10 protein-coding genes are annotated in these 23,643 nt (G+C 50.7%); 6 read left to right on the forward strand and 4 right to left on the reverse strand.

The window, feature by feature from the left end; all coding sequences use genetic code 11:
* Positions 1 to 125: 125 nt before the first annotated feature.
* The 5 genes from DWU89_RS18395 to DWU89_RS18415 all read left to right on the forward strand — a co-directional run bounded on the left by DWU89_RS18395 (position 126) and on the right by DWU89_RS18415 (position 12,212).
* Positions 126 to 3,227 (forward strand): SusC/RagA family TonB-linked outer membrane protein, encoded by a 3,102-nt coding sequence (locus DWU89_RS18395; protein ID WP_115501094.1) that lies wholly within the window; start codon positions 126 to 128, stop codon positions 3,225 to 3,227.
* A 30-nt stretch (positions 3,228 to 3,257) separates the two neighbouring features.
* Positions 3,258 to 4,787, forward strand: coding sequence for a RagB/SusD family nutrient uptake outer membrane protein (locus tag DWU89_RS18400; RefSeq protein WP_115501095.1), 1,530 nt, complete (start codon positions 3,258 to 3,260; stop codon positions 4,785 to 4,787).
* 62 nt (positions 4,788 to 4,849) lie between these two features.
* Positions 4,850 to 7,963 (forward strand): glycosyl hydrolase, encoded by a 3,114-nt coding sequence (locus DWU89_RS18405; protein WP_115501096.1) that lies wholly within the window; start codon positions 4,850 to 4,852, stop codon positions 7,961 to 7,963.
* A 13-nt stretch (positions 7,964 to 7,976) separates the two neighbouring features.
* Positions 7,977 to 10,769 carry a family 78 glycoside hydrolase catalytic domain gene (locus tag DWU89_RS18410; protein ID WP_115501097.1) on the forward strand — a complete coding sequence of 931 codons (2,793 nt, stop codon included), beginning with the start codon at positions 7,977 to 7,979 and terminating at the stop codon, positions 10,767 to 10,769.
* 15 nt (positions 10,770 to 10,784) lie between these two features.
* Positions 10,785 to 12,212 (forward strand): L-fucose/L-arabinose isomerase family protein, encoded by a 1,428-nt coding sequence (locus DWU89_RS18415; RefSeq protein WP_115501102.1) that lies wholly within the window; start codon positions 10,785 to 10,787, stop codon positions 12,210 to 12,212.
* A gap of 228 nt (positions 12,213 to 12,440) precedes the next feature.
* Here the strand turns inward: DWU89_RS18415 and DWU89_RS18420 are convergent, their stop codons facing one another.
* From DWU89_RS18420 to DWU89_RS18430, 3 genes are read right to left on the reverse strand one after another with little or no spacing between them, the layout of a single operon-like run.
* The gene (locus DWU89_RS18420) at positions 12,441 to 15,695 is read right to left on the reverse strand and encodes a glycosyl hydrolase (protein ID WP_115501098.1); all 3,255 of its coding nucleotides are present in this window, start codon (positions 15,693 to 15,695) and stop codon (positions 12,441 to 12,443) included.
* 48 nt (positions 15,696 to 15,743) lie between these two features.
* The gene (gene mutS, locus DWU89_RS18425; protein ID WP_115501099.1) at positions 15,744 to 18,380 is read right to left on the reverse strand and encodes a DNA mismatch repair protein MutS; all 2,637 of its coding nucleotides are present in this window, start codon (positions 18,378 to 18,380) and stop codon (positions 15,744 to 15,746) included.
* A gap of 45 nt (positions 18,381 to 18,425) precedes the next feature.
* Entirely contained in the window at positions 18,426 to 19,934 is a 1,509-nt protein-coding gene (locus tag DWU89_RS18430) for a right-handed parallel beta-helix repeat-containing protein (RefSeq protein ID WP_115501100.1), read from the reverse strand.
* 88 nt (positions 19,935 to 20,022) lie between these two features.
* Here DWU89_RS18430 and DWU89_RS18435 point away from each other — a divergent pair, with 88 nt between their 5' ends.
* On the forward strand, positions 20,023 to 21,465 hold the full coding sequence (locus DWU89_RS18435; protein WP_115501101.1) for an arylsulfatase: 1,443 nt from the start codon (positions 20,023 to 20,025) through the stop codon (positions 21,463 to 21,465).
* Here the strand turns inward: DWU89_RS18435 and DWU89_RS18440 are convergent.
* Positions 21,451 to 23,295 (reverse strand): thiol protease/hemagglutinin PrtT, encoded by a 1,845-nt coding sequence (locus DWU89_RS18440; protein ID WP_244205945.1) that lies wholly within the window; start codon positions 23,293 to 23,295, stop codon positions 21,451 to 21,453. The two genes, DWU89_RS18435 and DWU89_RS18440, sit on opposite strands and share 15 nt — an antisense overlap.
* Positions 23,296 to 23,643: the final 348 nt, after the last annotated feature.

Raw genomic sequence — 23,643 nt, forward strand, 5'->3', positions numbered from 1 at the left:
CTACCAGAACTAATTCAGTTGTCATTTTTAAATCATTTGCCTATGAAGAGATGTAAAGAACATACTTAAAAAGTTTTAGTAAAGAGATTTAGAGTATTTATATTGTTAAATTAAATTTTGGTATTATGATTAAATCGATATGTAGCAGCCTAATACCTAAGGCTGTGTTATTATCAGTATTTTTAAGTCCAGGATATGTTATTTCAAAAGCTCATGCAGAGACATATCCCATCAATAGTATAGAACAGGCAACCGGTAAAATAACCGGACGGGTAGTCGATGCAAAGGGAGAACCTATACCAGGTGCGAACATTGCAGTAAAAGGTACTACTATCGGTACTATTACAGATATGGACGGTAATTTTTCCATAGATGTTAATCCGAATCAAATTCTTACAATCAGTTTTATCGGATACGAAACAAAAAATGTAACCATTTCAAATCAGAAAACATTAAATGTCGTTCTGAAAGAAACCGTAAATGAGTTGGATGAACTCGTTGTCGTCAGCTACGGTACCCAGAAAAAGAGAGACTTGACAGGGTCCGTATCCAAAATCGATGCAGATAATCTGAGCGATCTTCCTGTCGGCCAGTTTGCCCAAAAACTGCAAGGACAGGTAGCCGGTCTGCAAATCAACCAGTCCACCGGACAGCCCGGACAAGGTATGGCGTTCCGTATCCGTGGTGCCGCTTCTATCAATGGCGGTAGCGAACCTTTATTCGTCGTGGACGGTATGCCTATTTCCACCGGCATCAATAATATAAGCCCGGATGAAATCGAGACATTCTCCGTATTGAAAGATGCAGCAGCAACCTCCCTGTATGGTTCACGTGCGGCAAACGGCGTTATTTTGATTACGACCAAAAGAGGGAAACAAGGACGCACGGAAGTCACATTCAGTGCCAACTACGGTATCCAAACCCTGAAAGGGACAAAGAGAATGGACGTTATGGATGCCCGTGAATTTGCAACTTTCCAAAAAGAATACCTGGAAGATGCGGGCAGGGAAATCCCGGCAGCCTATAATGACCTCAGCAAATATGGAAAAGGTACCGACTGGTACGAACTGCTTACGGAAGATGCTCCGACACAAAATTACAGTTTGAACATCAATGCCAGCAAAGACAAGCTGAACAGCTCCATCACACTCGGATACTTTAACCAGCAAGGTGTAATCCGGAATTCCGGCTTCGAGCGTTTCTCCCTCCGTGCCAATAACGATTTCCAGGTGAACGACCGGGTCAAAATCGGATTGAATATTGCTCCGGTATTGCAGTTGTTCAACAACCAGAATACGGATGGCGACCGCCAGATCATCAGCGGTGCATTTATCACAGACCCCTGTATCAGCCCGTATGACGAAAACGGTAATCTGACAACAGCGTTAGTATCGCCGTCTCCCCTACCCTTCAAATGGCCGAACTGGATTCGCGCACTGGAAGAAAAGACAAACGACTATAAGGTATTTACTCTGTTAAGCAATGCATTCCTGGAAGCAGATATCTGGAATGGTATCAAATATAAATTCCAGGCAGGTATCGACTTGGGAGCCCGTAACCAGCGTACATTTACACCTTCCACGGCCGGTGGCGGTATGGGTACCCCTCCCCCTGTAAAAGCGGATGGTAACTATAATTCGGAGTTCTATTACAACTGGACGATAGAAAACATGTTGATGTACGACAAAACGTTCGGGGAACATACGGTAGGCGCCTTAGTCGGTTACACAGCTCAGAAATACAGAAGGGAATGGGGCAACCTGAGCGGAACAGACTTCCCGGATGACGAGATCCAGTGGATCGATGCCGCTGCGACAAAGAATGGAGGCAGCGGGGTGACCGAATGGGCATTAGCCTCTATGATCGGACGTGTGAACTATAGCTTCAAAGACCGTTATTTATTGCAAGCGACTTTCCGTCGTGACGGTTGTTCACGTTTCGGGGCAGGCAATAAATATGCGAACTTCCCTTCCGTTTCTGCCGGATGGATCGCTTCTGACGAAGCTTTCATGGAACCGGTGACGCCGGTTATGAATTACCTGAAGATAAGAGCCAGCTACGGTTTGACAGGTAACTATAACTTAGGTAGCGACTACCGTCACTTAGCCAATATCGGTAAGGCCGACTATGTATTGGGCGGGACGTTGGCCCCAGGTAAGGCAATGAGCAACATCGGTAACAATATGTTGACATGGGAAGAAACCAAGCAATTAGACTTGGGTATCGATATGGGTTTCCTGAATGACCGTATCTATTTTATGTACGACTTCTACAGAAAGAAAGTGGATGGCCTGCTATACCAGATCGATATCCCCTACTCGGCCGGTTTCGGTAATATCTACTCAAACATCGGGGACTATAAAAGCTGGGGACATGAAATTACCGTTCAATCCCGTAACCTTGTCGGAGATTTCAAATGGACTACCAACCTGAACTTGTCATTCAACAGAAACGAAATCACCCGTTTGGGAACCAATGACACTCCTCTGGGTGGTTATGGCGACCAACAAGACTGGAACCGCCTGCAGGTAGGCGAACCGATCGGTGTCTTCATGGGTTACATCTTCGACGGCGTATATATGACGGAAGCGGAGTATCAATCGCAACCGAAACATGCCTCTTCGGAAGTCGGTACGGTCAGAATGAAAGATATCAGCGGTCCGAATGGCGTTCCCGACGGTGTTATCGACACATACGACCGTACGATCATCGGCGATCCGAATCCGGATATGCTATTCGGTCTGTCGAACGAGTTCGCATGGAAAAACTTTGATTTAAGTATTTTGCTGACCGGACAAATCGGTGGTGACATCATCGATGCCACACGCGAAAACACATTAAACCTGGATGGTGTATTCAATGTATTGAAAGAGGTAAAAGACAGATGGCGTTCACCTGAAAACCCGGGTAACGGCTTGATCCCGAAAACAAAGTCAGGAACAACCGAGCTGTATCGCTTCAACCACAGCGGTTGGGTGTACGATGCGACCTATCTGACAATCAAGAATATCACATTAGGATACACGGTTCCTCTGCCCCAGAACCAATACATCTCGAAACTCCGTTTCTATTTCACGGCTCAGCAATTGGCTACCTTCACGAAGTATCCAGGCATGAACCCGGAAATCAGCAACAACAACAGTTTGAGTTGGAATGGTTTGGGTGTAGACCGTACTACATATCCGATTCCACGGACATTCAGTATCGGCTGTAATATAACATTCTAATTGATGTTTAATTTCTAAAAGAAACAAAGTATGAAAAAGATATTATCAATATGTGTGTGCACGGCAATGCTTTCATTGGCTTCATGCAGCAGTGACTTTCTGGACCTGTCACCACAAAACAACTCCAATGAAGGAACATTCTTCAAAACGGAAGATCAGTTTACACAAGCACTGAACGGAGCCTATAACGGGCTGCGTACACTTAGTGCCCGTCAAGGTTACCTGATGGGGGAAATGCGTTCGGACAACACACATTACACCCGCTACAATACAGACCGTGGTATCCACATCCTGTACCGTGAAAACATTGCGGACTTCATCGTCGACAACCAGAATCAATGGGTCGGTGAAATGTGGAACGGTTGCTACAGCGGCATCGCGCGTTGTAACACACTTATCGGACGTCTGGAAAATGCAGGTTTGAGCGAATCATTTACAAGCAAGACGATCGGACAGGCAAAATTCATGCGTGCATTATTCTACTTCCAGTTAGTACAATGTTTCGGCGGCGTGCCCTTATACCTGACCGAAGTAACCAGTTCCGATAATGCATTCTTAGGACGTTCCACTGTTGAAGAAGTATATGCACAGATCATAGCGGATGCCGATGAAGCGATCAGCAAACTCGCCCCGGTATCGTTCCCGCAAAACGGCGCAGCCACACAAGGCGCAGCCAGAATGCTGAAAGCCTACGCACTGATGACCATGCCGAACCGCGATTATGCCGGAGCGGAAGCCCAGCTAAAGGAAGTCATGAATGACGGGTACGAGTTGTTGCCCAACTATGCAGACGTATTCGACCCGTCTAAAAAGAACGGAAAAGAATCGATCTTCGATATCCAGTACCAGATGGGTGACCAGGGCCAGCAGAGCGATTGGTTATACTACTTTATGCCGAAAACCCAGGAAGGCGAAATGATTACGGGCGTTCCCATCTCCAACACGATGTTGACCGGCGGCTGGAATGTCCCGACACCGGCCATGATCGCTTCCTATGAAGAAGGCGACTTGCGCGTAGATCCTTCCATCGCTGTTGCCGTAGGTAAAGACGATAACGGGCTTCTGATAGTGGAAGGTGTGTATAAGGTCGGCGATCCTGCCATTGCAAACTATGAGACAGCGATTCCTTTCGTCAACAAATACCGCCACCAGCATACCAAGACGGAAAATACAGATGATAACTGGCCTGTTTTCCGTTATGCAGATGCACTGCTATTAATGGCTGAATGTCTGGTTGAGCAGAACCGAGCCGGAGAAGCTGCCCAGTATGTCAACCAGGTACGTGCCCGGGCAGGTTTGCCGGCAGTAAGCGTCGTGACAGCCGATGTAGTAGCAAACGAACGCAAACACGAGCTTGCATTCGAGAACCACCGTTGGTATGACCTCGTGCGTACCGGCAAAGCAATCGATGTAATGACCGAATACGGAAAATACATCAAGACGGTCGATAAAGACCTGCCGGACAGAACGTATCAGATCAAACAAGAATATCTTTTGTATCCGATACCTTATCGGGAATTACAAATTAATAGTCTTTTAACTCCAAATCCTGGTTATTAATACTCACATTAACAAAAAGACCTTTACTTTTGTAGTGAAGGTCTTTTTTTACTATTATCACCATGAATACACAACACATTATCAGAAACTTTATGTTTGCCGTAGCGGGAGGGCTGCTGTCTCTCGGTGCGACCGGTTGCAAGGACAACAAGGTTGAAACGGCAGACAACTTCGCAACATTGGAAGCACAGTTCGCCGACCCTTCGTCCGAGTACCGTACAGCCCCCTTTATGGTGTGGAACGGGAAAGTCACGGAAGCCGAGATAGACCGCATGCTGAAAGAATTTAAAGACGCCGGTTGCGGAGGGGCCTTCATCCATCCCCGCCCGGGACTGATCACCGAATATATGTCCGACGAATGGTATTCCCTTTTCCGCCATGCCGTAGACAAAGGGAAAGAGATGGGACTGGACATCTGGATCTATGACGAGAACTCCTACCCGAGTGGCTTTGCCGGCGGACATGTGCCGGAAGAAATGCCCGAATCATACAACCAGGGGCAGGGACTCGCCCTGACGAAAGCGGACTTGCTGCCCGACAAAACGGACGAGTATTTCATCATCCTGAAAAAGGAAGGGGACAAATGGACCGACATCACACAGACGTTGGGTACATACAAAAAAGCAAAAGGGGAATATTATCTCTACAAAAAGACCTATCTGGGAAAATCGGACTGGTATGGCGGTTACTCCTACGTCGACCTGCTTGTGCCCGGCGTCACTGAGAAATTCATCGATGTCACGATGAAAGGATACGAGAAAACGATCAAAGAGGAATTCGGGAAATCCGTTTTCGGTGTCTTCTCCGATGAGCCTAACATCAGCAGTCCGGGCGGCCTGCGCTGGACTCCCGACCTGTTCGAGGTATTCCAAAAGCAATGGGGATACGATCTTCTTCCGCTCCTTCCGCTCCTCAACGAAGAGACAGGCAACTGGAAACAGGTGCGCCACAACTATATGGAAACGCTGTTGCAGCTATTCGTCGACCGCTGGTCCAAGCCCTGGCACAACTATTGCGAGGCCAATAACCTGAAATGGACAGGCCATTACTGGGAACACGGCTGGCCACAGATGAACGACGGCCCCGACAACATGGCGATGTACGCCTGGCATCAGGTCCCGGCAATCGACATGCTTTTCAACCAGTTCAATGAAACCAGCCCGCAAGCGCAGTTCGGAAATATCCGGGCCGTAAAGGAATTACGCAGTGCAGCCAACCAGACGGGCCGCTCACGCACGCTCAGCGAAACCTATGGCGGCGGCGGATGGGACGAAACGTTCAAAGACTTCAAACGGCTGGGCGACTGGGAATATGTGTTAGGCGTAAACTTCATGAACCAGCACCTGGCGCACATGACACTGACAGGGGCGCGCAAGTATGACTATCCGCCCGTCTTCACCTATCATTCCCCCTGGTGGTCGAACTATCGCGAACTGAACGACTACTACGGACGCCTCTCGTTAGTCATGAGCAAAGGCATCCAGAAGAACGATATCCTGGTACTGGAACCCAACTCGACGCTGTGGAGCTACTACGTCCATGCCGGAAGCTCCCCGAAACTGATGGAGATAGGGACCGCATTCCAGGCGTTTGTAACGACTTTGGAAAAGAATCAGGTGGAATATGACCTCGGCTCCGAAAACATCATCAAAGACCAGGGAAAGGTCGAAAACGGCCGTTTCATCGTGGGTAAGGCATCCTATTCGACACTTGTCCTGCCCCCAATGATGGAAACAGTGAACAAACCGACCTTCGACCTCCTCAGCCGGTTCGTCGAACAGGGAGGTAAAATCGTTGCCTTCTCCTCTCCCACCCGGATAGACGGAGCGGTCGACAACGGACTGTCGGAACTGCTTTCCAAGGCAGCCGTCACCACACTACCCGGATTGTCCCGGGATGTGATCGGCAAGTATTTCTCTTCCGATCCGTTCCGGATCAGCTTCAACGGAGGTAACCTGTACCATCAGCGCCGCCTGTTTGCAGACGGGGAATTGCTTTTCCTTGTCAACTCTTCGATGGACGAAGCCGTCAACGGAATGTTCTCGATACCGGGCAAAGCCGTCCTGGAAATGGATGCTTTAAGCGGTGAAATCTATACATATCCCTCTTCAAAAGAGGGGGACAAGCAAAACGTATCCTTTACGATTGAACCGGCGGGAAGCCTTCTGCTCTACTGTCCGTCCAAGCGCGCAGGGAACTATCCGGCACGTCCTCAGAAAGCAGGGAACAGTCCGCTTACGGCAACCGGCCAGACTGTAGTCAGCCGCCTGAAAGACAATGCGCTGACAATCGACTTCTGCGACGTGACGGTAAAAGGGCAAACGCATAAGAAAGTGCACTTCTCACAGGCCGCCGACATCGCTTTCAAGGCGCATGGATTCGCGAACGGCAATCCCTGGAACACCTCCGTCCAATACAAACGGAACATTCTGGACCGCGACAACTTCAAGGATGGCGGTTTTACGGCTTCCTATCATTTCACGGTAAACGATGCATTCGACTATTCCGGAATGAAGCTCGTGGCCGAACGTCCCGAACTGTTCACCGTCAAAGTAAACGGCAGCACCGTCAAAGCCATTCCGGGCGAATGGTGGCTGGACCGCTCCTTCGGTGTCTACCCGATCGGCGAGTTAGTGAAGAAAGGCAACAATACGGTCGAACTCAGCATCAGCCCGATGAGTATCTTTGCGGAGATAGAACCTGTCTACATCACCGGAAACTTCTCGGTAGTACCCGAAAAAGAGGGATGGAGCATCAGTACCCCGCAAACGTCTTTCACATTAGGCAGCTGGAAGGAGCAGCAACAGCCGTTCTACTCCTGGGATATGAGTTATAGCAAGAACTACACCGTAAACAACCTGGCAGGGCGGTATGCCGTCAAGCTGAACAAGTGGAGCGGCACGGTAGCCGAAGTATATGTAAACGGACAAAAGGCCGGTATCATCGCTTTCGACCCCTGGCAGTTGGATGTTACGCCCTATCTGAAAGAGGGAGACAACAACATCGACGTGCATGTGATCGGCAGCCTGAAGAACCTGTTAGGCCCGCATTACAAGAATCCGGCTCCCGGCTTAGCTTCGCCCTGGCACTGGAAAAACGTAGACAAACCGATACCCGGAAACGAATATCAGATGATGGACTACGGGTTGACGGAAGATTTCGAATTAATACATTAACAAGGTCAGTACCATGAAAACGAAACCATTTAGCATTTGTATCCTGTTCATCCTCTTTCCGGTCCTTTTACAGGCGGCGGGTACTCATTCCGTGTACAACCTGCGGTGCGAACATGAGGAAGAGCCGTTGGGAATCGAAACGCCTCAGCCCCGCTTCAGCTGGCAGATACAGGCGCAACAGCGTAACTTCGAGCAATCGGCCTGGCAGATACTCGTAGCCGACTCGCCGGAAAAGCTGCAAGCCGGTGACGGGAATATCTGGGACAGCGGGAAAAACAACTCCTCATCCTCCGTTCTTGTTCCCTTCAACGGAAAGGAACTGAAAGCCGGACAAGTATATTACTGGAAAGTAAAAAGCTGGGATAAAGAAGGAAATCCCTCGCCCTGGAGCCTGATCCACCGGTTCGGCATGGGGCTTCTTTCGGAGAAAGACTGGAACAATGCTAAATGGATCGCATGGGAAAAAGACAGGAAAGATGAAATAATCACGACCGGATTGCACGGCCTGACCAACGTGGACCGCGCCCTGAAAGGGAAAAAGACCGGCATGTACCGGCTGCCCCAGTTCCGGAAAGAGTTTGCAGTTCAAAAGCCGGTGAAGCGGGCGGTCGCATACGTTTCCGGACTCGGACATTTCGATATGTTCCTCAACGGGGATAAGGTCGGCAACAATTTCCTCGATCCGGGATGGACGAAGTATGACAAATGCGCCCTGTATGTCTCCTTCGATATTACCGGGCAGTTGCAGCAGGGGCAAAACGCAGTCGGCGTCATGCTCGGGAACGGCTTTTTCAACATCCCGCGTGAACGCTATTTCAAACTGCTCGCCTCTTACGGCGCGCCCCGTCTGCTTATGAAGATACAAATAGACTATGCGGACGGCAGCACACAGACTGTCGTAACCGGTACGGACTGGAAAGCGACGGAAAGCCCCGTCACCTACAGCAGCATCTACGGTGGCGAAGACTATGATGCCAACAAGGAACAGGCCGGCTGGATGCAACCCGGTTTCGACGACCGTTCCTGGGATAAAGCCTTAGACACGGGCTGGAAAACGCGGCTTCTCTCCCAACGCTCCGCACCGCTGACCGTACGCGACCGGATTCCGACTGTCCGCCTTTTCAAAAACCGGCAGGGACAGTGGGTATATGACCTGGGACAGAACTTCTCCGGTATCGTGCATCTCTCCCTGAACGCCCGGATGGCGCAACCGGTCAAACTCTATCCCGCCGAACTGTTGAACCCGGACAGCACCGTCAACCAGAGTGCGAGCGGCGCCCCGTTCTGGTTCGGCTACACCCCGAAAGGGAACGGCGCGGAAAGCTGGCAACCCCGGTTCACCTACTACGGCTTCCGCTACGTACAGGTGGAAGGGGCTGTCCCAGCCGGACAACCCAACCCGGACGGACTGCCTGAAATCACAGAGATTACAGGCCTCCATACCTGCAACTCAGCGGAAAACGCCGGTAGTTTCCATTGCTCGAAACCTCTGTTCAACCAGACGTACGAACTGATCGACTGGGCGATCCGCAGCAATATGGCAAGCGTGTTGACCGACTGTCCGCATCGCGAGAAGTTAGGCTGGCTGGAAGAGGCGCATCTGATGCAATATTCCGTACAATACCGATACAACCTGGCACGCCTGTATGAAAAGACATTCAACGATATGCGCTCCACGCAGGCCGCCAATGGCATGATACCGACTATCGCCCCCGAACTGGTCGAGTTTGAAGGCGGTTTCAAGGACACGCCGGAATGGGGAAGCACGTTCATCATCAGTCCCTGGTATATCTACCAATGGTACGGCGACACGCGCCTGATCGAGACCTATTATCCGGATATGCAGCGGTACATCGACTACCTGTCTTCAAAAGCCGACAACCATATTATCGCCTACGGCTTAGGAGACTGGTTCGACATCGGCCCCAAAAGCCCGGGAGAGGCACAGCTGACTTCAAACGGCGTCACGGCCACCGCCATTTACTATTACGACGTCACGCTGATGGAAAAGATGGCCAATCTTTTAGGCAAACCGGAGGATGCCCGCCAATACAGCGAGCTGGCCGCCCGGATCAAACAAGCCTTCAACCGGACTTTCTGGAACCCGTCCACCCGCAAGTACGATCGCGACAGCCAGGCGGCAAACGCCGTCGCCCTCTATATGGGGCTGACCACTCCGGAAAACAGGCAACAGGTGTTCGATAACCTGATCGCCAATATACGCAGCCGGGACAATGCACTGACGGCAGGCGACGTAGGCTACCGTTACGTGCTGCGTGCCCTCGAAGCAGGCGGCGCGTCGGATGTGATCTACGACATGAACTGCAAATACGACACGCCGGGATACGGCTGGCAACTGGCGCACGGGGCGACCGCCCTCACCGAATCGTGGCAGGCATACGGGTTTGTCTCCAACAACCACTTTATGTTAGGACACCTGATGGAATGGCTGTTCAGCGGGCTAGGCGGTATCCGCCAGCAGGAGGATTCGTTCGGATTCAAGCATATTGTCATCAAGCCCGAACCGGTCGGCGATGTCCGCGAAGCAAACGCTTCCTACGAATCGCCCTACGGACGGATCGTCTCGGACTGGAAAGACAACGAAAAAGAGTTTACGATCCGGGTGGAAGTACCTGCAAACAGCCGGGCATCCGTCTATCTCCCGTCCGCCAACGACGCGCAGATAACGGAAAGCGGCATCCGCCTGCAGGATATTCCCGGTATCGAGTACCGGAAAGAAGGGAACAAATACATCGTGATAACGGTCGGTTCCGGGATTTATACTTTTCATGCAAAGAAAATATAACGATATAAAGACATGATGAACACAGCAGAAAAGAAAGTAAAAGTAGGTTTAATCGGAGTCGGACTGTGCACCTATTGGGATCAGTTCGAGGGATTGCTCCCCCGGTTAACAGGTTACCAACAAGAGATCGGCAACCGGATATCGGACCTGCAGGCTGTCGTTATCGACGGCGGCATGGTGGACACGCCCGAAAAGGCGATCCGTGCGGCGGAGGAACTGAAAAGCGAAGAGATCGAAATCCTCTTTATCTTCATCTCCACGTATGCCCTTTCATCGACGGTCCTTCCCATAGCCCAACGCATCAAAACGCCGGTTGTCCTCTTAAACCTCCAACCCGTTGCGGCGATAGACTACGACTATATCAACGGATTAGGCGACCGGGGGAAAATGACCGGCGAATGGCTGGCGCATTGCCAGGCCTGCTCCACTCCGGAGTTCGCCTGCGTGTTCAACCGGGCAGACCTCAAATATGATATCATAACGGGATACCTCCGGGAACCGGCAGTCTGGAAAGAAATAGAGAACTGGATCGATGCCGCCCGGGCCGTACGGGGAATGCGCAACAACCGGATGGGAATCCTCGGACACTATTACGGCGGAATGCTGGACGTCTACACCGACACCACCCTCCAATCGACCACCTTCGGCACCCATATCGAGCTGTTGGAGATGTGCGAACTGAAGGCTTATCGCGATCAGGTGACCGAAGAAGAGCTAAAGGCAAAACGGCAGGAATTCCGTACGATGTTCGAAGTCGATCCCAACTGTGAAGAGTATGAACTGGACCGTGCCGCCCGGACATCGGTCGCCCTCGACAAGTTAGTCGAAGCGCACCGCCTCGGTTCGATGGCTTATTACTACGAAGGATGGCAGGGCAATGATTACGAGCATATCGTCACGTCGGTCATTGCCGGAAACACGCTGCTCACAGGGCGCGGCATCCCTGTTGCCGGCGAATGCGAAGTAAAGAACGTACAGGCGATGAAAATAATGTCCCTTTTAGGAGCCGGCGGTTCTTTCTCCGAACCGTATGCGATGGACTTCAACGATGATGTCGTCCTGTGGGGACACGACGGTCCCGCCCATTTTGCCATCGCGGAAGGAAAAGTAAGCCTCGTTCCCTTGCCCATCTATCATGGCAAGCCGGGCAAAGGTTTATCTATCCAGATGCGGGTCAAACAGGGTCCCGTCACCTTCCTTTCCGTATGCGAAGGGAAAGAGGGCGTTTTCCTCCTCACGGCAGAAGGAGAATCGGTCGACGGCCCTACCCTGCAAATAGGAAACACGAACAGCCGCTACCACTTCAGTTGCGGGGCACGCGCCTTTATGGACAACTGGAGCAAAGCAGGCCCCTCCCACCATTGTGCCATCGGCATCGGACACATAGCCGATAAGCTGACAAAAATTGCTTTCCTGTTAGATATTCCGATCGTACGGATTTAAAAACTTGTTTTTACGGTTAGAAACGCTGTTTCTTGTTACAAAATCGAATTTTTGCGATCAGCAACGCCTTCTCCGGCTGCAAAAATTTCATTTTAACCCAAGAAACAGCGTTTCTGACTGTAAAAATATCATTTTGCAACAAGAAACAACGTTTCTCACACCAAAAATCATATTTTGTAAGAAGAAACAATGTTTCTTGGATTAAAAATGACAAAATGATACATTCCCTTACTGTTCTATCTTCAGAGAGACGGGTCCTAACAAGCCACTGTCTCTTAGAGGGGCATCTTTATCCGGCCATTTCAGGACCCAGGTCTTTCGTTCGGCTTCCGGACGGTTTACGTCGTAGACAAGACGGTTGAACCAGGTATTTGTAACTTTCACGACCAATGTGTTTTTCCCTTTCTTCAGATAAGAGGTAACATCCATCTCGTAAGGCATAGTCCAGGCAACGCCTACCTTTTGTCCGTTCAGATAGACTTCGGCAATCCGTTGTACATCGCCTAAGTCGAGCCGGTAGGTCCGGTTCTTATCTATTTTTTTAACTTCAAACTGAGTGGAATAGGTGGCTGTACCGGAGAAGGCTTTCCCTTCCGCCGGAATGTCCAGGTCTTTCCAGGATTTCAATACGGGAAGGGAGATGGAAGCCGGTGCTCCCCAGCCCTCCGGAAAACGGAGTTCCCAAGGACTATTTAAAGGCAAGGTGGATACAAGCTGCCGTTCCCGAAGCTCCTGTACCGGACTGCCGGGCGCATTGAAAACGAGAAAACAAGAACCGGACTGAGGCAAATCTAACTGAACCTGTGTCCTGCCGTCGACCGACCGGACAGGGATATCATTCATTTCACCATTTACCGGATTCCATAACTGGACGTTCCCACTTACACGGAAATCCAAGGTGCCTTTAAAGCCTTTCCCCTTCGGCGCACAGACATAATACCAGTCCGTATCGCCTGCCCGGCGATGCGACCACAAGGCGTCGGTCTGTCTGACATCCGGCTGAAGATTCAGCGCTGCCAGGCTCTTATCGAGCGGCATACCCGAAACGATCCGGCCTTTTCCGATTGTATGGATACCGGGAGCGGTCCAGATCCGGCGGACGGCTTTATTCAACCGGTCGGAAGCCTCTTTGCCACCCATCAGAGTAGCCAATCCGGCAGGAGCGTCACCGATGACAATCGCTCCGGCATCGATCAGGGCATACAGTTTTTCCACCGTTTCAGGCAACATACGGGTCGTCTCGGGCAACCACAAAACACTGTAACTGATTCCCTCCGGCATAACGATACGTCCGTCCCGGACAGACAAGCGGTTCAACAGGACATCCGTATTGCAATAATCATATTTGAAACCTGCCGGGAAAGGAAACTCCTGGTCCGGTTTATGGTCTATTTCATCTCCCAGATACCATAGGACATCGGAAACCGGTTTTCCCCGCTCCAGCAAATAACCGCATCTTGCCAGATAGGTTGTGAAGTCAGGCATGTATTTCCACCAGGTCTGCCCGCGCAGGAAAGGCGTACCGATACCGGCCCCCGAAAACGAAGTGCCGGGAGGCAGGAAGCCGACCTGCGGGTTGTGCGTATAGGTATGAAAGATCAGATGCGTCACACCTTCTATGCTATTTACGTTCGCCACTTCCTTCAACATCGGGAACGATTCGTCCCAGGTATGGCTGAAAGAGGTAAAGGCCTCGGCTGCCACACGCGGTTTGCCGTAGATACGGGCGGCGGAAGTGGCGGGTTTAATCGGCTTAAAGTTCAGCGAACCGACATAGTTTTCGGTCATCGGTTGCCAGAATTCACACATGGGGACATCCGCATATTTATAATATTCGAGGATATCTGCCGGGAATACATCTCCGGCCGCCGTCTCATACGAAATGGACATACCCTGCTCTTTCGCCCTGTTGGCCATGTTGCCAAAGAAATTATCCACAAACAGGCCGTTGATGACCTGTCTCCAGTCGTTCAGGAAGCGGGTGGTCGTTTCCGGATCGTCGACCACATAGCCGAAAAGGGCCGGCAGCCATTTCCGCAGCGGGTAACGGGTTCTCTTCTCAAACTCCTCCTCCATACGGGCGGTCCAGGTTTGCGTCCTGCATTCCCAGCTATCGAAAAGGACACCTTTCAGCAGACCGCCGGCCAACGGACCGTTGGAGAGCCTTCCCAAATATCCGTCAAACTGTGCGTTGGAACCATCCAAAGAGAACTTGTCGCATTCCCAGCCGGTTCCTTCCGCCGGTGCAGGGCCGTTCTTCATTCCCGTATTGACATGTCCCACCCGCAGGATCGTCCACTTGCCGGCAGGCGCTTCCCATTCCAAGAGGCCGTCGGCATTCATCTTGCCGGTGAGGTCATAGATTTGGCCCGTATGCAGGTAAGCGTCATCGGCATAACGGATGGCATCTCCTTTCCGTTCCATCGTGCGTAATGTCCACGCCGCTTCCGACTCCCAGTTGTTCTTGCGGGCTGCCGAGAACAGGCGTAAGGATTGCAACGCCATATCGTGTTTATTTACGATGCTGATGCGGTATTTCTTCGCTCCCTTTACTTCCCTGCATGAAAGCGAAATCGTCCGGTCGTCCTGCCAGTTGCTTTGCGGCATTTCGGTATTCAGGACCTCGACGCTCCCTCCTTCCGGCATGACAGCTTCCATTTTCAGGCTGACTCCCGGCTCGAAACACCAGCTATGGTTCATTTGCCGGACGGAAGACAATTCGATTGTCCGGACAACAGTCTCCTCCGGATAAGCTATTTCCAGCCAGTAAGGGCCATTGGCGGCGGGAGACAGGTTCAACGGCTTTTCAGCCTTTCCCTGCAAATAATCCGTCCAGTTGCATTCCACATTACTGGTGATCCCGTCCGCCTGTAACGGTTCGCCTGTATCGCCATCCGGAGTCGGGAAAGCCAGGACAACCACATCCCGGTAGTCCCGCCAGTCTTCCCCGCTCGGTTGTGGTATGGGGAGTTGCTTATGTAAAGTGCCTGCCGTCACATCCGTCCGGCTCCAAACCAAATGGCGCATGGCATTTTCCGGCTTAATCCAAGGACCGCCTGCCATCGCCCATCCCGGACAACCTTGCATCGTAAACCGCAATCCCAACCGCTTGCACTCCTCGGCTGTATGCTTAACCGCATGATCCCACAAAGGACTCAGGCAGGCAATCTGGGAATCCGTTCCCGGCCAGACAGTACCGAATTGCCCATGAAACAGCTGTATCCCGGAAAAACCGGCTGCGGCAATCGCTTCCAGATCGGCGGTGATACCTTTTAAGGAAACATTTCCACCGATATAATGGAACCATGTCTCCGGATAGAAAACTTTGTCGGGAGTAGAAAAGGCTGCTCTATCCGCTTCTCCGAAAGGCTTATCCAAAACCTCCGGTGAAGGGACCACAGGAACCTGCGCACTCAGGATGCACACAGACAACAATAAGAAAGCGGTGTACAGCAAGCGCCGTACCGGGTGAAGTTTTTCCATATCTGATTATCTTATTAAATTATATATTCGAGAACAAAGCACGCGTCATCACTTCCCGGTGATGATCCTCCGTATCTCGCTCAACTTATTCAATGCTTCCAAAGGAGTCAGATTGTTTACGTCCAGATTCTTGATCTCGTCACGCACCTGGCTGAGGACAGGATCGTCGAGCTGGAAGAAGCTCAACTGGTAGCCGTCGGCCGACGAGGCGATTCCTTTGACCGGTTTGCTCTTGATGCCTTTGCGCTTTTCGGTGGCAATGCCTTCCTGGCGGTTTTCCGTTTCGAGTTGTTTCAGTATCTCATTGGAACGTTTCACGATACTCTTCGGCATCCCTGCCATCTTGGCCACATGGATACCGAAACTGTGTTCGCTTCCGCCGGGAATCAGCTTCCGCAGGAAGATCACTTTGTTGTTAACCTCCTTCACCGAGACATTGTAGTTCTTGATGCGCTTGAAAGAGGACTCCATCTCGTTCAGTTCGTGATAGTGCGTGGCAAAAAGCGTTTTTGCACGGGCGTTCGGATGCTCGTGGATATACTCTACGATCGCCCAGGCAATGGAGATACCATCGTACGTACTGGTCCCGCGTCCTAACTCGTCGAAAAGGACAAGGCTGCGGGAAGACATATTGTTGAGGATGTCCGAAGCCTCGTTCATCTCCACCATAAAGGTAGACTCGCCGACCGATATATTATCCGAAGCGCCGACACGAGTGAATATCTTATCCACAATCCCGATATGGGCACATTCGGCAGGGACAAAGCAACCTATCTGAGACATCAGCGTAATCAGCGCCGTCTGGCGGAGCAGGGCGGACTTACCGGCCATATTCGGCCCGGTGATAATAATAATCTGCTGCTTTTCGTCATCCAAATAGACATCGTTCGCGATATAAGGCTCTCCGATCGGCAACTGCTTCTCGATGACCGGGTGACGGCCCGCCTTAATATCGATCACCTGCGAATCGTTCACGTCCGGCCGTATATAGCGGTTGCTCTCGGCCACCTTGGCAAACGAAAGGAGACAGTCTAAACGCCCGATCAGGTTCGCATTTATCTGGATAGGCGGGATATATTCGGAAAGACAGAGCACCAGTTCGTTAAAGAGACGCCCTTCCAGGGAAAGTATCTTTTCCTCCGCACCTAATATCTTTTCTTCGTATTCTTTCAGTTCTTCGGTAATGTAGCGTTCGGCATTGACCAGCGTCTGCTTGCGGATCCATTCGGCAGGGACTTTATCCTTGTAGGCATTGCGCACTTCGATGTAGTAACCGAACACGTTGTTGAAGCCTATTTTAAGGCTCGATATACCTGTCAGTTCTATTTCGCGTTGCTGTACCTTCAGCAGATAGTCTTTTCCCGAATAGGCGACGGCGCGCAGGTCGTCGAGTTCGGCATTGACCCCTGTCGCAATCACCCCGCCGCGGTTCAGCAGGGAGGGCGGGTCGTTATTGATTTCCTTCTCGATCCGGTCGCGAATCAGCGCACAGGCATTCAGTTGTTCGCCGATCCGGCAAAGGCTCGGTTCATCGCTCGCCATGCAAGCTTCCTTAATCGGCTCGATAGCGCGGAGGGCTACTTTCAGCTGTACCACCTCGCGGGGCGATACACGGCCGACAGCCACTTTGGAGATAATACGTTCCAGGTCTCCTATCTGTTCCAACTTCTCCTCCAACAGTTCTTTTACTTCGGGATGACGGAAGAAGTATTCCACCACATCCTGCCGTTCATGGATAGGCTTGACATCCTTCAAAGGGAAAAGTATCCAACGACGCAACATACGCGAACCCATCGGCGAAACAGTCTTATCCAGGACATCCAGCAGGCTGGTTCCCTCCTCGTTCATCGTTCCGACCAGCTCCAGGCTGCGGACGGTAAACTTGTCCAAGCGGACGTAACGGTCTTCTTCGATACGGGAAAGGGATGTGATATGCGATATATGTGTATGCTGCGTCTGGTCCAGGTAATGCAGGATAGCGCCCGAGGCGACGACTCCCAATTTCAGATGCTGCACTCCGAAACCTTTCAGATTCTTCGTCTCAAAATGTTTTAGCAGGCGGTCATTAGCCGTTTCTGGCGTAAACACCCAGTCGTCCAGCTCGAAAATAAAGAAGCGGGGACCGAAAGCCTCCTCGAAACGTTTGCGGCTGCCCCGCTCGACCAGTACTTCTTTCGGAGAGAAGTTGTTCAGCAGCTTATCGACATAGTCGACCGTACCTTCGGCGGTCAGGAACTCGCCGGTAGAAATGTCGAGAAAAGCAATCCCGCATATATCCTTGCCGAAATGGATCGCGGCAAGAAAGTTGTTCTCTTTATGGTTGAGGATATTATCGTTAATGGAAACGCCCGGAGTCACCAGTTCGGTGATACCGCGCTTCACCAACTTCTTCGTCAGTTTCGGGTCTTCCAACTGGTCGCAGATAGCAACACGTTTACCGGCACGGACCAGTTTAGGCAGATAGCTGTCGAGCGCATGATGCGGGAAACCGGCCATTTCAACCGTCTGTCCCGGTCCGTTCGCCTTCTTCGTCTGTACGATACCCAGTATTTCGGCTCCGGTCACGGCATCTTCGCCATACATTTCGTAAAAGTCGCCTACACGGAATAGCAGGATTGCATCGGGATGTTTCGCCTTTATATCGAAATACTGCTTCATCAGGGGAGTTTCAACTATCTTAGCCACTGTTATAATCTTTTTATGAGTTCAACCGTACAAAGGTACTATTTTTCACCTATCAAAAAATCTGCGGATTGCATTTTCATTCACAAAGACGCCTTCCGAACCGGCAATCCCGATCGTGTCCATCAGCACGGACAGGCCTTCAAAACCATCGGCATCCTTTTCAACCAGCTTCTGGTATGCTTCTGAGACAGACCGTGCATCCTTGTCCGCCGGTTTCATCTTAAACGTTCCTAAGTAATAATTCCCTTCAAATACATCGTTTGTCGACTTCGTAAAATTGAATGTACTTGCCTCCTGCGTATAAAAGATGTTTCCCCATACAAAAGTACTGTCAGAATAGCCGCCCCACGAGTCGGAAGTAATCATGCTGCGGTCGGCTTCTTTCGTCGCCCTCCTGTTTGCATGGATAATGTTATGGCTGATCGTCGTGTTCTTCACCGGACCGGCTATATGGATGGAAGGAGAAAACATACCGGCACGCGTCGGCCGGGTACGGCGTCCGTCGTTTATACTGATATTATAACGGATAACAGTACCGACATTCCCGGCATTGAACGTGGCGGGAGATTCACCGGAGTTACAAATCAGGACCATACCGCCGTCATTGTCGTGGCTGTAATTATACTGGATAAGCGTATTCCGGCAGTTCCAATCCGAATCGAATCCCTGCGCATCCCAGGGAGCTTTATGGTCGCTCACCTCGTTAAACTGGATGACCGTATTGTCGCAGCTCCAAGGCCAGATACCGGCAGCCGCTTCCGAATCGGGAAGAATGGCGGGGCAGTTGCGCATTACGTTGTGTTCGATTAACGTGCTGTCACAGCCGATCGGAACGATGCCATCACCCGGCACCTCCTCTATCAGGTTATTGCGGACAATCGTATGTTTACTCGGATGCCAGTTTTCCCGGCTGCTATAGCCGGACCAGATCATCGCATTGCGGGCACAGCGCAGGATATGGCAATTTTCTATCGTCAAACTGTCAAATACGGAAACGATGTCCTTTCCGCCGTTAACGATCAGGATACCGCTACCGCCTCCTTCTTCCTTGACCAGTGAGCCGTTCACATCCCGTACATCCACGCCGTCCACCACAATATTTCTGGAAACTCCGTAATCCCGGCATTCTATCTTCAGTCCCGTGCGGTGCGGACGGCGTTCCTTTCCCGTATTCACGATCGCGATATTCCGGAGCGTCAGGTAATCCGAATTGAAAATGCGGACAGCGTACAAGGATGTATCATTTCCTACGATGCAAGGTTTATCGCCTTCTCCGTATGCCTCAACGTAAATCCGGTTATCCGGCGTCCCCTGTCCCGATATTTCCAGTTCTCCTGTAAAGGTTCCGCCTCTTTTCAACCGTATCCTGTCGCCGGGCTTAAGTTCGACATTCCGGAGTCCGGAAAGACTTTTCCAGGCGGTCGCTTCCGTCAGCCCGTTTTGGCTGTCATCTCCGTTTACAGCATCCAGATAATAAGAAGATGCAGTCTGATTCGAGCAACTCATCCACAAAAGGGAAAGAAGAATAGAGAAAAAACAAATTATCTTTTTCATGATATTCAGTTAGATTTTACGCTCAAAGATAGTTATTCTTTACATAAAGATATAACTTTGTAACCATTCAAACAAAAAACATAATATCATGAAACAAGCTATTTTAATCTCAACCGGTATTCTGTTGGCAGCTCCTTTCATCCATGCCGAAAAGAATAAGGATAAGAAACCGAACGTTGTCTTTATCCTGGCCGATGATCTGGGCTATGGCGATCTAAGCTGCTACGGGCAGGAAAAGTTCGAAACTCCCAACATCGATAAGCTGGCACAAAACGGAATGCGTTTCACGCAATGTTATTCGGGAACGACCGTCAGCGCCCCTTCCCGCTCCTGCCTGCTAACCGGTACGCATAGCGGACACACGCCTGTCCGCGGAAACCTTGAACTCGATCCGGAAGGACAGTTCCCGCTCCCGGCAGATGCCCGCACCATCTTCCAGGTGATGAAAGAGGCCGGTTACAAGACTTCCGCTTTCGGTAAATGGGGATTGGGTTTTATCGGTTCGACCGGTGATCCGAAGAATCAGGGATGCGACACTTTCTACGGATATAACTGCCAGTTGTTGGCACACAGCTATTACCCCGACCATCTTTGGGACAACGACAAACGAGTGGAATTGACAGATAACAACCTGAATGTACAATACGGAAAAGGAACCTATTCGCAAGACCTTATCCACGGGAAAGCACTGGAATACCTGGACAATATGAATCCGGACGAACCCTTCTTCATGTGGTATCCGACCATCATCCCGCACGCAGAACTGATCGTACCTGAAGACAGCATCATTAAAAAGTTCCGTGGCCTATATCCGGAAAAGCCTTACCACGGTGTAGAACCGGGCAGCCCGGCTTTCCGCAAAGGCGGCTACTGCACACAATTCTATCCGCACGCAACCTTTGCTGCCATGGTTTACCGTCTGGACGTTTATGTCGGACAGATTGTCCAGAAACTGAAAGACAAAGGCTTGTACGACAATACGATCATCATCTTTGCCAGCGATAACGGCCCGCACATGGAAGGTGGCGCCGATCCCGACTTCTTTAACAGCAACGGCATTTATCGCGGCTACAAACGCGACCTCTACGAAGGCGGTATCCGTGTGCCGATGATTATCTCGTGGCCGGGACACGTGCAGCCAAGTACGGAAACAGACTTTATGTGCTCCTTCTGGGATGTATTGCCAACCTTCGAAGAGATCATCCATCCGAAAGCCAAACAGAAAGAAATGGACGGCGTCAGCATGTTGCCGCTATTGCAAAACCGCAAAGGGCAGAAAGAGCATGAATTCCTGTATTTCGAATTTCAGGAACTGAACGGCCGCCAGGCTGTTCGTAAAGGTCCGTGGAAACTGGTTCACATGAACATTCGCGGTGACAAACCTTACTACGAACTTTACAACCTGGCGTCCGATCCTTCGGAAAGACATAATATCCTGGACAGCTATCCCGACAAAGTGGCCGAACTGAAAGCCATCATGCAGCGGGAACATGTCAAAGACCCGAACTGGCCGCTACTAAAAGGCGAATGACAGGAATAGCTTATGGCTGCTTTTTCCTTCGGCAGTAAGCACTTCCATCACATAAACACCGGCCGGATATCCTGCGCAGGAAAGCGATACCTCTGTATTACCTCCGGCCGGTTGCTTTTTCAACAAACGACCCTTGATATCATATAATGTAATTTCCTCTATAGCTACCGGGGAAGTAACGGAAACGGCTCCGCCGGTATTGCAGGAAACAGTTACAGGCGACGGGACTGCTATCTCTTCGTTCGCCACATCGCTACCGTCCACTGCAATTTCACCATAAGTATCGGTTCCGCCTCTCACCCATTTCCAGTCGTTTCCGTCACTGCTCTTATAAAGGAGACGGATGCAGTCTCCGGATGCTATCGGCTGGGTAATCGTACAAGCCAATTCTCCGCCTATCCCGTTATTTATATCAATGGATACAGACTTTTCGGAAGAAATCAGCTCTTTCGTATTCCCGTCTTTGTTGACAAGCGCAACAACTAAGTCACCGGTAAAGTTACGGATACTCATATTGCCGACATAGCCGAACTGCACCTCAAACATCTGCCCCGGTTCAAACATATCGGTCGATGCGTCCAATCCGTCAAAGACGATTCCTCCGCTTTCACCATAGAAAAAGGTCAGCACATCTTCATAGGTGGAACCTTCGACAGGCTTCTGCATACTGATCATCGCCATCTGGTCGAGAGAGAATCCCCCACCGCTGTTACCACCCGTTCCCTGTTCTTCGGGTTCGAGTACGGCAAGCAGATAGTAGCCGTTGGCCAGTCCACTCCATCCCCAATTGACATGGTAATAATCGGCTGTATTGTAGCCGTCGATAATAAACTGATGCCCTTCTTTCTGATCATTCTCGCCACCATAGACGACGGGGCGGTTATTGTCGAGTTCACCTTTGATGATGGACTCCCATTCGGCTGTCTGATAGTTCTCCCGTTGCAGGACATGGAGGGATTTATCATACTTCATATAGTTGACCAGACCTTGTGCAGCCGTCAGCATCAGAGCACCGCTATTACCGGGAGCATAGTCCATGTCGGAGAAAACACCGCAGTCGTACATCAGGGTCGCTACATTTTGCGCCTGCTGGTCGGTGTACTGTCCGGCGGTGTAAGTAGCCGGCATATTATTCCATTGGTAAGGAGTGTCGAAAGTGGCAGAGAGTGACAGGTTGTAAGTCTTCGTAGTATAGGAATGACTGCCCTCACCGACATCCGGCCATTGGTGATACTGCATGGCGATAGCCGTAGAAGTTGCCACACAGCCGGTCGGCGTACGCTGGCCGCTAACCTCCGGGCAAAGATTATTATAAGGCGTCATCTGATCCCACAATACGGTTGTGAGTTCCACACCGGTCGACTTTAGTTGCAAATTTCCGTTGCCAAGTTTTTCCCAAGCCTCGCGAGTAGCGACAGAAGCCTGTTTATTATGACTGCGCAACCAATTTATCTGCCGTTGATAACTGTCGAACCAGGCACGCAGGTTGGAAGGTATTCCTTCCTTGGAAAACGTCTGTTCCCGGCCGTAACCAAGAATCGGATAGACAGCATCGTCGCCCGCTACCACCACAAAACCGGGAGCATCGGTACGATCGAACACATAGAAAGTAGGCTCGGAAGCAATCGCATCACTATTGCCGGAACGGGTTCCGGTAACGCCATCTGTCCAAACCAGCGTAAGAGCTTCCTGTCCCGACCGGGTCTGAGGATAATTGCTTTTTATGAAACTAAGAGCAATCTTGCGTGCCTGTTCCATATCGACGGGGGCCGCACTCATCGACAGGACCGACAAGGCAGCTACGAATAAAAGGGTAAATCTTCTCATCATTTGTGTGTATTTATCGTTAGCTTTGGGTATAAACAACGACAAAGACGAGAAGGTTGTAAAGGAGTCGGCGGCACACTCTATGAAATCGTTCCTGAACAGCCATACATATAGGAAGATATAGACTATGATAATTCATTATTTGACAAAAGAGAGTCTGCCGCAGGGGGGACTTATTGTATAAAACGCATTTTTCAAGTCTAAAAGATATCCAAAACAAAACAAATGTTAATCCACTTTTTTGACCTCAAAAAGGGACTTTTTCGCCTTTTTCGAGCGTTTTCAACAATTACGACCGTCCTCTTTGCCATTACGACCGTGCTAATGTGTAGTGCACTCGGCACCTCGCGA

The sequence above is a fragment of the Parabacteroides acidifaciens genome (genome assembly GCF_003363715.1).
GTDB lineage: Bacteria > Bacteroidota > Bacteroidia > Bacteroidales > Tannerellaceae > Parabacteroides > Parabacteroides acidifaciens.